Genomic DNA, 14312 nt, shown 5'->3' with positions numbered 1-14312 from the left:
TTTCTTTTTTTGTTAAACAATGGTAACCTGATAGTTATAAATGCTACACCGTTTCTTTAATTTGTTTCTGAATTTTATGCTGAATGCCTGAAATTGTACTAATAATATCCGATTTTATATGAATACAATCATCTAAACCTGCTTGCATTAAATTTTCTAAAATTGAAACAGGGTGTCCTGCAAGTAGTAATACTTTGTTTTTGTTTATGGCTCTAAAAGCTGTAACAAATGCCAAAGCATGCTGCTCGTAATCCGGATCTGAACTACATATTACAACCACATTTGAGTCTGATTTTGCACTTGCTTCTGCAGCTTGCTCTACACTGTCATAACTTTTCTCCTGCCACACTTCAAATCCGCTTACACCAATAAAATCATATGCAAATGAGGCTCTTGCTTTTCGCATCGTTAAATTTCCAAAACTAGTAAGCTCTACGATAGGGCGCTTTCCAGCCTTTACAGCAATATCTTCAGACACTTTACGCAACGCCTCAATTTCTAAAGAGGCACGTCTTGGTGTTAACACTTTTGAATTAAATTCTGCCCCTTCAAATAAAACCTCTGCATTTAAATGCTCCATAAGATTAGGATACTTATTTACCCCAACCATTAACAAACGTCTTTGACTGATTAATTTTATTTTTTCCTGACGGACTTCTGCAATAGCTGCTTGAATGATGCCTTTCTCAAAAGCTATAAAGAACCCGCCATTTACTTCAATAGCTTTAAATAACTCTAAAGCTTTAGTGGCTACTTGTGTCGTTAAATCTTCTACATAATAAGATCCATCTACTGGATTTGCTACTTTCCCGAAGTAAGATTCTTCTTTTAAAATGGTAGTAATATTTCCTGAAATTCGATTTGAAAACTCTGAAGGCGTATTAAATTCTTTATCAAATGCATCGACTAAAACACCATCTACATTTCCTAAAATAGCCGACATGGCTTCTGTGGTTGCTCGAAGCATATTGGTATGTGCATCGGTAACAGATTTGGTCCAAATTGATGTTTTTGCAGTAAGTAAAAAATTAAATTCAGAAACCCCATAAGTATTGGCTATACTATAAACCAAACTATTTAAGGCTCTGAATTTAGCCATTTCTACAAAATACTCAGATCCAGTAGCTAACTGAATGTGTAATGCATTAAATACAGTTTCAGCTATAATACCATAGTCTTCTAATTGTTCTGTAATATATACAATAGCATTTAATGTATAGGCAAGTTCTTGAGCCTGATTAGCGCCTGCATCTAAGAATGGTGTTCCAGAAATACTTACTGTTTTAAAATTATCAAAATCAGATCCTAAATCGAGTATTTTAGCTAAAGTTTTAAATACCGTAACGTCTATAACTCCTGTGGTTACATAATTAGAAATCATTCCAAGATCTAAATACCCTTTTAACTGCTTGCAATCTGAAACATGTTGTTCGGCATAGTCAAAGAAATCTATAACAAATTCTAACTCGTTATCAGCAAACACAAAAGCTACTGTTATGTCGTTTAAATCTATACCTTGCAATAAGGTTGACACGTCTGTTTTATCTTGTATGTGAAATACTAATCCATTTATGCCTTCTGTAATAGCTTTTAATGCTAAAGCATTACTTTCAATAGCATTAGTTCCCTTAACAGTTCTAAAATTGACTAAGGTTTTGGAGTTATTGCCTGTGTTTTTTAAAAACTTTATAGAATCTTCTGGTGTATATAAAGGCTGAATATCTATACCTGTTAAATGTCTCCAAACTAGTTTTTTATTAAAGTCTGCACCTTTTAAATCTATATTTACTTTTTCTAACCAAGCCTCTTTTGTTACGGGACCAAATTCAGAAAAAAGTGTGTTATTTTTAGTAGTCATACTATTTATATTTTAGTGTGATTAAACCATAATACTACTTCCAAAACGTTCAAAAATAGCTTTATCTAATATTTCTCTATACTCGGGATGAGCTATATCTCTTAAAGCCATAGCACGCGCTTTTAAGGTTTTACCAAAAAATTCGGCTACACCATATTCTGTAACAACATATCTAGCATGTGCTCTTGTAGTGACCACTCCGGCACCTGTGCGCAAGGTTGGCACTATTTTAGAAACTCCTTTTAAGGTTCTAGAGTTTAAAGCTATTATTGGCTTTCCGCCTTCCGACAAAGCTGCACCACGCATAAAATCCATTTGTCCACCTACTCCAGATATCATTCTTGTTCCTATAGAATCTGCACATACTTGTCCTGTAATATCTATTTCTACGGCTGAATTTATGGCCGTAACTTTTGGGTTCTTACGTATTACAGCGGTATCATTAACATACCCAATATCTAGCATTTCTATATCGGGATTATCGTCCATAAAATCGTACAAACGACGTGTACCCATAGCAAATCCAGAAACAATTTTATAAGGATTCACTTTTTTTTGAGCTCCATTTACAATACCTTTTTCGACTAAATCAATAATCCCCTCAGAGAACATTTCTGTATGTACTCCTAAATTTTTATGATTGGTTAAATAGGTTAAAACCGCATTAGGAATACCGCCAATTCCCATTTGTAATGTTGCACCATCTTCTATGATTCCTGCTACATTTTTACCAATTGCCTTTTCTTCTTCTGAAGGCGCTACAAATTTCATCTCATACAAATCTTCATCGACCTCAACACAGGCTGCAAATCGACTAATATGCACAATAGCATCTCCAAAAGTTCTTGGCATTTTAGGATTAATTTGAGCAATAATTGTTTTACCCATTTCTATTCCTGAAATCACAATATCTACAGACACGCCTAAAGAGCAAAACCCATGTTTGTCTGGAGGTGACACATTTACTAAAACCACATCTAAATTCATATAACCTTCACGAAATAGGCTTGGAATATCGCTTAAAAACACAGGAATATAATCGGCTGTAACACCAATCATCTTTCTAATATTACCGCCTATAAAAAAAGCACTTGTAGTAAAACTATCTTTTAACTCTGGCGCTACATAACCACATGCACCTTCTGTATGTAAATGCACAATGTTTACACCTCTTAATTCTGGAGCTCTAGCCACCATGGCATGAATTAGTGCTTGAGGTGTAGCTGAACCACCTTGAATTAATACCCGATCTCCCGATTTAATTAATTTTACTGCATCTGTAGCAGACATTGTATTAGGTATATTCATAATCTTAGCGTTTTAGTTTACATGTCTTATATTTTTTTAGCCGAAGAAACTTAAAATAATACCTGCCGCAATTGCCGAACCAATAACACCTGCCACATTAGGTGCCATAGCATGCATAAGTAAATAATTTTGAGGATCTGCTTTTAAACCCTCTGCATGTACTACTCTAGCACTATCTGGAACTGCAGATACACCTGCCGCACCAATTAAAGGGTTAATCTTATCGTCATTTTTTAAGAATAAATTCATGAACTTAGCAAATAACAACCCGCCCATTGTTGCAATAACAAAGGATATTGCTCCTAATCCAAAAATTAATAATGAGTCTGAAGTGATAAAGATGTCTGCCTGTGTAGAAGCTCCAACTGTAACACCTAATAAAATGGTAACAATATCTATTAATTTAGTTCGGGCTGTATCAGCCAAACGCTCAGTCCGTCCAGATTCTTTTAATAAATTACCGAAGAATAACATCCCTAATAATGGTAATGCACTTGGCGAGATAAACGTGGTTAATAACAATGCAACTACAGGGAAAATCATTTTTTCTTTTTGAGAAACTGCTCTTGGAGGTTTCATTCTAATTAAACGCTCCTTTTTGGTAGTTAGCAATTTCATAATTGGAGGCTGAATTACTGGTACCAAAGCCATATAAGAATAGGCTGCAATAGCAATGGGTCCAATTAAATTTTTAACTGTTGTACCATCTGCAAGAACATTTATCCCGTTTGCTAATTTAGATGACAGGAAAATTGCTGTTGGGCCATCTGCTCCACCAATAATTCCAATAGCACCAGCTTCTGGCAAATTAAAACCTAAATACAGTGCACCTAAAAATGTTGCAAAAACTCCAATTTGTGCAGCTCCACCCAACAACATTAATTTAGGATTGGCTATAAGAGATGAAAAATCTGTCATTGCTCCAATTCCTAAAAAAATTAATGGCGGATATATTCCTTTTACAACTCCAAAATATAAATAGTTAAGTACCGATCCAGTTTCATAAATCCCGGTTTGATTTCCCGCTACAAAAGGAATATTTCCTATAATAACTCCCGCACCTATAGGAATTAAAAGTAAAGGCTCGTAATCGAATTTTATACCAAGGTATATAAATACAATTCCAACAATAATCATGATTATGTTACCGCCTGCGGCATTTGCGAAACCCGTATATTGATAAAATTGTTTGATTCCCCCAACTGCTTCAGACACAAAACTGCGTTCCGGTGCATTCTCTTGGGTAGCTACTATTGTTGTTGTTTGCGGTACAGTATTAAGGCTTAACCCTAATGCAGGTCTAATAAAAACAAGCAAGGACAAGACTCCAAATATTAATATTATTTTTTTCATTTTATTATATTTTTAATAGGCCGTAATGTCAATCTTAAAAATTATACACAGCTATTATTGCCTATTCTAATTCTATCATCACTTCACTTTGTAACACTTGCTGTCCAACACTAACGTTTATTGCAGACACTACACCTGATTTATCTGACGTAATATTATTCTCCATTTTCATTGCCTCTAATACCAGTAATAAATCGCCAGAATTAACCGTGTCTCCTACTTTTACATTAAGGCTCAAAATAATACCAGGAATCGGAGCAGTAATTTTAATACTCCCTGAACTTGAACTTGGATTTTTGATTTTAACAGGTTCTGGAGCAGCTTTAGAAGGTCTACGCACTAGTGTAGGTGTTTTAACTGTTTTTAACTCTTCCTTCATTTTAACAGCATAAGATGTACCGTTAACTTCAAGATTTATGGTATTATCTTCTTCAGAAACAATTCTAACACTGTAACTATTTTCATTTATATTGAATGTGAAATTTTTCATGTTTTGATATCTTTAATTTGTCTAAATTAATTTCTAACTACCGCTTATTATTATACACGCCATATATTTTTGAACTCCAAGGCGAGTACATTTTTCGAGCTTGTTTTATGGTAAGTATCGCATTTTCATGATCGTGTTGTTCTTTTAAATGCAAATGGACCGCTGCGGAAATGGCAGCTGCTATTTCGCCTGTGAAATCTTCATCTGCAACAGGGGAGATATCTGAGACTTTTCGATCTGGACCTTTAGAAATTATTTTATAGATGTAAAGCATTAAAGGCAGAGCATATTTAAAAAATAAGGTTAAAATAATTAGCCCTGTAAACACGATTAATAATCCAGTTACCAGTACGATATATCCTTCTTCTATAGGATCTACTAGAATAGATTCTTTAGCTTGTAATACAGTTAATAAATGTGTCATTATAATGGAAGATTTGAATGTTTTTTAGGAGGATTCACTTCTTTTTTATTTGCTAACAACTCTAAGGCTCTTACAATTCTAAACCGTGTGTTTCTAGGCTCAATAACATCATCTATAAATCCATATTTTGCTGCTACATAAGGATTAGCAAATTTGGTATTATACTCGTGTTCTTTTTCTTCGATATAATTTAGCTTTTCATTAGCATCTTCAATTTTTCTAATGTTAGAGCCTTCTAAAACTTCAACAGCTCCTTTAGCACCCATAACTGCAATCTCTGCCGTTGGCCAAGCGTAATTTAAATCGCCACGTAATTGTTTACAACTCATTACATCATGTGCTCCTCCATAAGACTTACGTAAAGTAATGGTGATTTTAGGAACTGTAGCTTCACCATAAGCAAACAACAATTTAGCACCGTGTAAAATAATACCTGCATATTCCTGTCCTGTTCCTGGTAAGAATCCTGGCACATCCACTAAGGTGACTATTGGAATATTAAATGCATCGCAGAACCTTACAAACCGAGCTGCTTTTCTTGATGCTTCGCAATCTAAAACACCTGCATAATATTTAGGCTGATTAGCAACTATACCTACAGAACGACCATTAAAACGGGCAAAACCGACAACTATATTTCTTGCATAATCTCTATGAACTTCTGTAAACTCTCCGTTATCTGTAAGGATTGAGATTACATCTACAATATCGTAAGGCTGATTTGCATTTTCTGGAATAATATTATTTAGGGCATCATCTAATCTATCAATAGGATCATTACAAGGAACGGTAGGCGCTTCTTCTAGATTATTTGATGGTAAATAGCTTAGTAATTTTCTAATAAGCAGTAAATTCTCTTCGTCGCTTTCTGCTAAAAAATGTGAAACACCAGATTTTGTAGAATGAATTTTTGCCCCACCAAGTTGCTCTGTAGTAACTTGCTCTCCTGTTACAGATTGTACCACTTTAGGACCGGTAACAAACATATAACTGGTTTGATCTGTCATGATAGTAAAATCTGTTAATGCAGGAGAATATACAGCACCACCGGCACAAGGACCTAAAATTGAAGATATTTGAGGGATAACTCCCGAAGCCATTATATTACGCTGAAAAATCTCTGCATACCCTGCAAGCGATCTTACACCTTCTTGAATACGAGCCCCTCCACTATCATTTAGGCCGATTACTGGTACACCTATTTTCATAGCCATATCCATAATTTTACAAATCTTTAATGCATAGGTTTCAGAAAGCGATCCCCCAAAAACGGTAAAATCTTGAGAAAACACATACACAATTCGTCCATCGATAGTCCCGTGTCCTGTAATAACACCATCCGACAAGTATATTTGCTTATCTAAGCCAAAAGATTTCGTTCTATGCGTTACAAACATGTCAAATTCTTCAAAACTATCATCGTCTAAAAGAATATCAATACGTTCACGCGCAGTCAATTTTCCTTTAGCATGTTGTGATTCTATACGTTTTTCACCACCTCCTAATCTTGCTTTAGCTCGTTTTTCAATGAGGTCATTAATTTTATCTTGGTTTGCCATTAGTAACTGTATTTGTTTGTCCTTTTATTAATTTTATTTTTCTTTTGAACATAGTTCGGTAAGTACACCTTGGGTAGATTTTGGATGAAGAAAACCTATATTTAATCCCTCTGCACCTTTTCTAGAGGTATGATCTATAAGAGTGACACCGCATTCTTCTGCTTGTTTTAAAGCTTCACTTGCATTGTTTACAGCAAAAGCTATATGATGGATACCTTGCCCTTTTTTAGCTACAAATTTACCAATTGGTCCATCTGGTGCTGTACTTTCTAATAATTCGATTTTAGTTTCTCCAACTAAAAAAAAAGCTGTTTTAACTTTTTGGTCGGCTACTTCTTCAATAGCGTAACATTTTAAACCTAATACATTTTCATAGTATGTAATTGATTCTTCTAAATTCTCTACAGCAATACCGATGTGTTCTATATGTGAAATATTCATTTGAAAAATTATTAATTACCATTATTTATAATGTTCTTTACAAAATTACGTCTTGATTATAAGTTAATTTATGATAGTTATCATGTAAATCAGACAAAATCATCGTGTAATTTCAAACGTTATAAATTACATATTTAACTGATAAACAACAAATTAAAAACCTGACATTTACAATATGAAAGCTACTTTAAATGTTAAAACGAAGTTAACAAGCGTCTTTTTTCTTGTAATTCCCATTTTCTTAATTAACTATGTTTTTGCTTACCATTTAATCAGAACGGAGCACTATAAACTTGTAATTCTATATTTATTATTAGCTTTCTTCTATTTTAAACTTGTAAAAACATCCCAATTTAGCACCACACAATTAGTTGGTATAGCACTTATCTCACGACTTATTTATATTGTAGCTATACCTAATTTATCACAGGATTTTTATCGTTTTATATGGGATGGCCGTATGATTTTTGAAGGTTTTAATCCGTATTTATACACGCCTGATTTTTTCTTTTCGAAGGGAGAGTTACCGGTTTCAGACTCACAAACGCTTTATGATGGCATGGGCTGGTTAAGTGCTTCTCATTTTACAAATTACCCACCGGTGAGTCAGTTTTGTTATTTTTTAGCTTCAGTATTTGCCAACAGTTCTATTATAGGATCTATAATAGTGATGCGCATAGTTATAATTTTAGCAGATTTTGGTATTCTTTATTATGGTAGTAAAATATTAAAACGCCTAAACCTACCTAAAGAACGTATATTTTGGTATATTCTTAATCCCTTTATAATTATAGAACTTACGGGAAATTTGCATTTTGAAGGTGTAATGATTTGCTTTTTAGTGATGAGTTTATACTATATTCAACGCTGGCAACGTTCAGCCATTTGGTTTTCTCTAGCGGTAGCCACCAAATTGATCCCTCTAATTTTTCTTCCTCTTATACTAAAACACCTTAAACTAAAAAAAGGAATCTTATTTTGCCTTGTTGTTGGAATGATAAACATTTTATTATTTCTGCCATTTATAAATACTGAATTTATTACCAATTATTCTAATACAGTAGGACTTTGGTTTAGAAACTTCGAGTTTAATGCAAGTATCTTTAATCTCGCTAAAGGTATAGGTTATGGTTTGACCGGATATAATCAAATCAAACTTATAGGTCCTATTTTAGCAGGTTTAGTTATTATATATATTATATATATACTTATAAAAAAACCGTTAAAATCCTTAAGCGATTTAGCAACTGCTATGCTTTTAGTTTTAACTGTATATTATTTTCTTGCTACAACGGTACATCCTTGGTATATAAGTGTATTAGTAATCCTATCTCTATTTACCCATTATAGGTATCCATTAGTATGGAGTGTTGCTATAATACTTAGTTACTTAGCATATGCCAATAGTGAAAACCAAGAAAATCTCTGGGTTATTGGTTTAGAATACTTAATTGTTTATAGCGCTTTTATTTATGAGGTACTTTTAAAACCACATGTTTTGAAATCGAAAACTAATATAAACGAGTCAAATCTCATTTAAAGTATGCTTTGCTTGTGCAATTATACAAACAATGAGAAATTTTAGGTTTGTATTTTTAAGGTGAAATAAACCCTTAAGCAAATACTTGATTTTAAAATATTTACAAAACTAAAAATGGGATAAATAACCATTGTTTATTTATCCCATTTAGAATTTCAATAACTTAAATTTACAGATAAGTTGCCCTTAGTGTCGCTTAAAAATAGGAAAGCTCACCTAAAATGATAATAGTATTTTAAAACTGTTTACGACACGAGTTTTAAACTATCTATTCTGTAAATTACATCGTCGTCGTTTCCAGAAACTTCAACAAAAGTAATTTTAAAAGTTTGATCGATATAGCTTTTATCGTTCTTTAAATCGAATTGTTTTAGGGCACGAGGGTGAATCTCATCAAAAATCATATCCTCACCATTCTCAAACATAAACGTATATAGTCCGTTTTTGTAAGATTGAAAAGTAGCAACTTTCATTTAATATTAAAGGTTTTTAATCGTTATCGTCGTCGTCTGTATCGTCAGCTTTAACTTCATCAAAATCTACACTAGAGTCATCGTCTGTTGCTATATCATCATCATCCTCAATATAGTTTTCCATGGCTTGAGCCAAACGCACCCCCACTTTAACTAAATAAATGGTGTCGTCTGTTCTAACCTCTACAGCTTCAACAATTTCATTTTTAGCATTTCTGAAAGAAATGATATCGGAATCATCATATCCATCAGGAAATTTTTCAACTAGAAGATCTAAAATATCTTCATTTAATTTTTGGTAATCAACAATTATGCGTTTCATTAAAAAAATAGGGATTACATATCTAACAAATAAGCGAAAATTAATGGTGCAACTATGGTTGCATCACTCTCTATTATAAATTTAGGGGTATTTATATCTAGTTTTCCCCAAGTAATTTTTTCATTTGGTACCGCTCCAGAGTACGAACCATAACTGGTTGTAGAATCTGAAATCTGACAGAAATAGCTCCAAAATGGTGTATCTGTGCGCTCCATATCTTGGTATAACATAGGTACTACACAAATTGGAAAATCACCTGCAATACCTCCTCCTATTTGGAAAAAACCAATTCCATTTTCTGAATTAGCTGTGTACCAATCTGCTAAGAATGTCATGTATTCAATTCCTGATTTCATGGTGCTTGCTTTTAATTCGCCTTTAAGCACATAGCTTGCAAAAATGTTACCCATGGTACTATCTTCCCATCCTGGACAGATAATTGGCAGATTTTTCTCGGCTGCAGCGTACATCCAAGAATCTTTCAAATCGATCTCGTAATACTCTTCTAAGACACCAGACAACAACATTTTGTACATATATTCATGCGGTAAATAACGCTCACCTTTTTCATCTGCTTCTTTCCAAATTTTATAAATATGCTGTTGTAAACGTCTAAAAGCTTCTTCTTCTGGAATACAAGTATCGGTTACACGGTTTAACCCTTTTTCTAACAAATCCCATTCTTCCTGAGGTGTTAAATCGCGGTAATTAGGAACACGTTTATAATGCGAATGTGCCACCAAATTCATGATGTCTTCTTCTAGATTTGCTCCTGTACAAGAAATAATTTGTACTTTATCTTGGCGAATCATTTCTGCAAAAATCTTCCCTAATTCTGCCGTACTCATTGCTCCTGCAAGAGACACTAACATTTTAGCACCTTTATTTAATTGGTCTTCATAACCTTTAGCGGCATCAACCAAAGCTGCTGCATTAAAGTGAAGATAATATTTTTCTATAAAATTTGAAATGGCTCCTTTAGTACTCATCATCATTAAATTTAGTAACGTTATTTTTTTGAGCTTTACTTTCGTAAGTGTTATCGTAATCGTCTTCTACGTTTTCACCCATAAATTTATAACTCAACATTTTATAATACAATTTTGCAGCAAGAAAATCTGAAGATTTATCTATTTTATTTGGACAAAGTTCTACAATATCAAACCCTACTACGTTTTTTTCTTCAAAAACTTTCTTTAAAAAGTCTAGAGTTTCATACCAAAATAAACCACCAGGTTCTGGGGTTCCTGTACTTGGCATGATAGACGGGTCTAGCGCATCTAAATCAAAAGTTATAAATACATTTTCAGTCATTTGGTCTATAGCACTATCCATCCAAAATTCGTCTGTTGCCAACTCGTGTGCAAAATACGTTTTTTCATGATCCATTACCGTAGTTTCTATAACATCCATAGAACGTATTCCTACTTGAATAAGATTGGTTGTCTGACTGGCTTCATAAACTGCGCAAGCATGATTACAAGCAGACCCTTGATACGTTTTACGTAAATCTGCATGTGCATCAATATGTAATACGGTTAAGTTATTAAAACATTCATTAAAAGCTCTTATACTCCCTATTGAAATGGAATGCTCACCGCCAAAAAGGGTTACAAACTTATTCTTTTTTATATAGCTTTTAGTGATTTTATGAACCGCAACTACCATAGCTTCAGGCGAACTATTTTCGGTAACAGCATCTGCCAGATACACACCTTGTTGGTAAACTTCTGTTTGCGTTTCAATATCATATGTTTCCATATTTTCAGAAGCATTTAAAAAAGCTTCCGGTCCTTTATCTGCACCTTTTTGCCAGGTACTTGTACCATCATAAGGCACTGGAATTAATACAATCTTAGCAGTTTCTAATTTTGCAAATTCTTCAGGAATACCAGCATATGTTTTATTACTCATTGTAACCTAATATTTTAAGTAAGTCTTCACTTTTTTGTTGTTCGCTAAATAATTTTGTTACGATGTTGCCATCTTCGTCTCTATCTATTAAAATATGTTTTGGCGTAGGGATTAAACAGTGTTGTAACCCTCCAAAACCTCCTATTGTTTCTTGGTATGCGCCTGTATTAAAGAAACCAATATACAAAGGTTTATCTTTATTATACTTTGGCAAGTAAATCGCATTCATATGTTGCTCACTATTGTAATAATCGTCGCTATCGCAAGTTAATCCTCCTAATAACACACGCTCATAGCTTTCGTGCCAACGGTTTATTGGTAACATCACAAAACGCTTATTTATAGCCCAAGTATCTGGCAGGGTAGTAATGAAAGACGAATTTATCATATTCCATTTTTCACGATCATTTTGTTGTTTTTGATACAAAACTTCATAAATAGCACCTCCGCTTTCACCTACGGTAAAGCTACCAAATTCTGTAAAAATATTAGGTACATCAACCTCTTCTTCTTCACAAATGGTTTTAATCTGATTTAAAATTTCATCAACCATATATTCGTAATCAAACTCAAAAGCCAATGAATTTTTAATTGGAAAACCACCTCCTATATTTAAACTATCTAATGTTGGGCATACTTTTTTTAATGATGTATAAACCTTTAAACATTTTAATAATTCGTTCCAATAGTAAGCATTATCACGAATTCCTGTATTTATAAAAAAGTGAAGCATTTTAAGCTCTACACGATCATTATCTTTTATTTGTCTGTTATAAAATGGCACTATATTCTTATAACCTATCCCTAAACGAGAGGTATAAAACTCAAATTTTGGTTCTTCTTCAGAAGCAATTCTAATACCAATACTATATTTACCTTCTATTTCTTCAGACAATAAATCTATTTCCTCGTAATTATCTATTATAGGTACACAGTTTTTATGCCCACCATTAATTAGTCTAGCAATGTTGGTTACATATTGTGCACGTTTAAAGCCATTACTAATTACAAAGGTATCATTTGAAATTTTACCTTCTTTTTTTAAATTTTCAACAATATCAATATCAAAAGCCGATGAGGTTTCAATATGAATATCATTTTTTAAAGCTTCGTTTAAAACATGCTTAAAATGTGAACTTTTAGTGCAATAACAGTAATTATATTTTCCTTTATAATCGTTTTTTTCTATAGCTTTTGCAAACCAACCTTTTGCACGAGAAATATTATTTGATATTTGTGGCAGATAGGTGAATTTTAAAGGTGCACCATACTCTTCAATCAATTTCATTAAATTGATATCGTGAAATTCTAGTGTTTTATTACGTAATTTAAATTCGTCTTGAGGAAAATAAAAGGATTGATTGATTAAATCAATGTATTTAGTATTCATGTTATTTTGATATAATAATTAAAAAAAATATAATTTACGCAGAGAATTCTGCATATTAAAATAAAAAATGTTAACTATTTATCAAATCTGAATCTGACTTTGGGTTGTAGGAATAAAGCCATACACATGTTGGCTTTTTACGATGGAGTATGCGGAAGTTAGCTCTAAAATTCGGTTGCTCATCTTATAAGCAGCTTTTGAATATGACTTCCTAATTTTCAAAAGCCCGAACACAGAAACACTTTTCATGATGTTCAGCTAAATGCTTGTACAAATGTGCTATAAAAAATCGAAAAAAAAACTTTTTTTTCGATTTTTTTGAAAAACTTTTAAAAGCTGATTTACAGCATTTTAAGACCTATTACTTCTTGTTCTGTTAAGTGTTTCCAGTGGCCACGAGGAATATCTTTTTTAGTAAGCTGCCCAATACTAACACAATCTATCTTTTCGATATCGTATTTTAAGTAATCGAAAATGCTACGAATAATGGTGCTACCGGTATTTTTAACCTTTAAACCAATTTCTTTTTTTGAACCTTTATCAATGTAACTTATTTCTTCTACAGCAATAAGTTTACCTTCAATTTTAAAACCTTCTTTAATTTTAATAAAATCTTCGTGTTTTAAATTCTTATTTAATTCGATATGAAATAATCTAGGCACACCATTTTTAGAATTTGTAAATTTCTTCACAACATCTTCGTCATTTGTAAACAGTATTAATCCTAAAGAATTTCTTCCTAAACGTCCAATAGGTTTAATTTTAGAAGAGGTAGCATTTGCTACTAAATCCATAACTGTACGCCCTTTACCTTCGCTAGTCGTTGTAGCGAAACCTTTTGGTTTATTTAATAATACGTAAGCTTTTTTCTCTGGATTTACACGACCACCATCAAAACGTACTTCATCTTCAAGCTTCACTTTGTAACCCATTTCGGTAACTATTTTACCATTTACAGAAACCAAACCAGTGGCTATATGCATATCTGCATCACGACGTGAACAGATACCCGAATTTGCGATGTATTTATTTAAACGGATCTCGCCAGCATTAGTCGATGGCTTAGACTGAGATTTTACAGGTGTTGTTGGTCCCTGTTTTTTTATAGGCGCATTTCCTCTTGCATAACTTTTACTACGTGTATTGTTTGCTCCACGTCCTGAAGCTTTTCCTTTTTTATTGCTGCCTTGTTGTCTACTCATAAGAGATTTAATTTTTGTGCAAAGATAAACTATAATTT

At 33.0% G+C, this 14312-nt stretch carries 14 protein-coding genes; 1 reads left to right on the top strand and 13 read right to left on the bottom strand.

Annotated elements, in window-relative coordinates; translation table 11 throughout:
- Window positions 1-43 precede the first annotated feature (43 nt).
- From FNB79_RS06195 to mce, 7 genes are all read right to left on the bottom strand, one after another.
- Window positions 44-1858, bottom strand: a complete 1815-nt coding sequence (locus FNB79_RS06195) for a methylmalonyl-CoA mutase family protein (protein WP_143380487.1) — start codon at window positions 1856-1858, stop codon at window positions 44-46.
- 21 nt (window positions 1859-1879) lie between these two features.
- Window positions 1880-3166: an acetyl-CoA hydrolase/transferase family protein gene (locus FNB79_RS06190; RefSeq protein WP_143380486.1), complete on the bottom strand. Its 1287-nt coding sequence runs from the start codon at window positions 3164-3166 to the stop codon at window positions 1880-1882.
- A gap of 36 nt (window positions 3167-3202) precedes the next feature.
- Window positions 3203-4519 carry a sodium ion-translocating decarboxylase subunit beta gene (locus FNB79_RS06185; RefSeq protein WP_143380485.1) on the bottom strand — a complete coding sequence of 439 codons (1317 nt, stop codon included), beginning with the start codon at window positions 4517-4519 and terminating at the stop codon, window positions 3203-3205.
- A 61-nt stretch (window positions 4520-4580) separates the two neighbouring features.
- Window positions 4581-5009, bottom strand: coding sequence for a biotin/lipoyl-containing protein (locus tag FNB79_RS06180; RefSeq protein ID WP_143380484.1), 429 nt, complete (start codon window positions 5007-5009; stop codon window positions 4581-4583).
- Between the two features lie 37 nt (window positions 5010-5046).
- Window positions 5047-5433, bottom strand: coding sequence for an OadG family protein (locus tag FNB79_RS06175; protein WP_143380483.1), 387 nt, complete (start codon window positions 5431-5433; stop codon window positions 5047-5049).
- Entirely contained in the window at window positions 5433-6992 is a 1560-nt protein-coding gene (locus FNB79_RS06170) for an acyl-CoA carboxylase subunit beta (RefSeq protein ID WP_143380482.1), read from the bottom strand. The genes FNB79_RS06175 and FNB79_RS06170 overlap by 1 nt, the downstream gene beginning before the upstream one ends.
- A gap of 33 nt (window positions 6993-7025) precedes the next feature.
- On the bottom strand, window positions 7026-7433 hold the full coding sequence (gene mce, locus FNB79_RS06165; RefSeq protein ID WP_143380481.1) for a methylmalonyl-CoA epimerase: 408 nt from the start codon (window positions 7431-7433) through the stop codon (window positions 7026-7028).
- A 175-nt stretch (window positions 7434-7608) separates the two neighbouring features.
- Between mce and FNB79_RS06160 the strand changes: the two genes are divergently transcribed.
- Complete coding sequence (locus FNB79_RS06160) at window positions 7609-8973, top strand: mannosyltransferase (RefSeq protein WP_143380480.1); 1365 nt, start codon at window positions 7609-7611, stop codon at window positions 8971-8973.
- A gap of 245 nt (window positions 8974-9218) precedes the next feature.
- Here the strand turns inward: FNB79_RS06160 and FNB79_RS06155 are convergent, their stop codons facing one another.
- The 6 genes from FNB79_RS06155 to FNB79_RS06130 form a co-directional block, all read right to left on the bottom strand.
- Window positions 9219-9446: a hypothetical protein gene (locus FNB79_RS06155; protein WP_143380479.1), complete on the bottom strand. Its 228-nt coding sequence runs from the start codon at window positions 9444-9446 to the stop codon at window positions 9219-9221.
- A 16-nt stretch (window positions 9447-9462) separates the two neighbouring features.
- On the bottom strand, window positions 9463-9768 hold the full coding sequence (locus FNB79_RS06150) for a hypothetical protein (RefSeq protein WP_143380478.1): 306 nt from the start codon (window positions 9766-9768) through the stop codon (window positions 9463-9465).
- A 14-nt stretch (window positions 9769-9782) separates the two neighbouring features.
- Complete coding sequence (locus FNB79_RS06145) at window positions 9783-10757, bottom strand: deoxyhypusine synthase family protein (protein ID WP_143380477.1); 975 nt, start codon at window positions 10755-10757, stop codon at window positions 9783-9785.
- Entirely contained in the window at window positions 10747-11682 is a 936-nt protein-coding gene (gene speB, locus FNB79_RS06140; protein ID WP_143380476.1) for an agmatinase, read from the bottom strand. The genes FNB79_RS06145 and speB overlap by 11 nt, the downstream gene beginning before the upstream one ends.
- Window positions 11675-13072 carry an arginine decarboxylase gene (locus FNB79_RS06135; RefSeq protein WP_143380475.1) on the bottom strand — a complete coding sequence of 466 codons (1398 nt, stop codon included), beginning with the start codon at window positions 13070-13072 and terminating at the stop codon, window positions 11675-11677. Before FNB79_RS06135 ends, speB begins: the two co-directional genes overlap by 8 nt.
- 341 nt (window positions 13073-13413) lie before the next feature.
- Complete coding sequence (locus FNB79_RS06130; RefSeq protein ID WP_143380474.1) at window positions 13414-14274, bottom strand: pseudouridine synthase; 861 nt, start codon at window positions 14272-14274, stop codon at window positions 13414-13416.
- Window positions 14275-14312: the final 38 nt, after the last annotated feature.

The organism is Formosa sediminum, from assembly GCF_007197735.1.
In the GTDB taxonomy this organism is placed as follows: Bacteria; Bacteroidota; Bacteroidia; order Flavobacteriales; family Flavobacteriaceae; genus Formosa; species Formosa sediminum.
The sequence above is the reverse complement of the archived record's forward strand: the minus strand, read 5'-3'. Positions and strand labels throughout refer to the sequence as shown.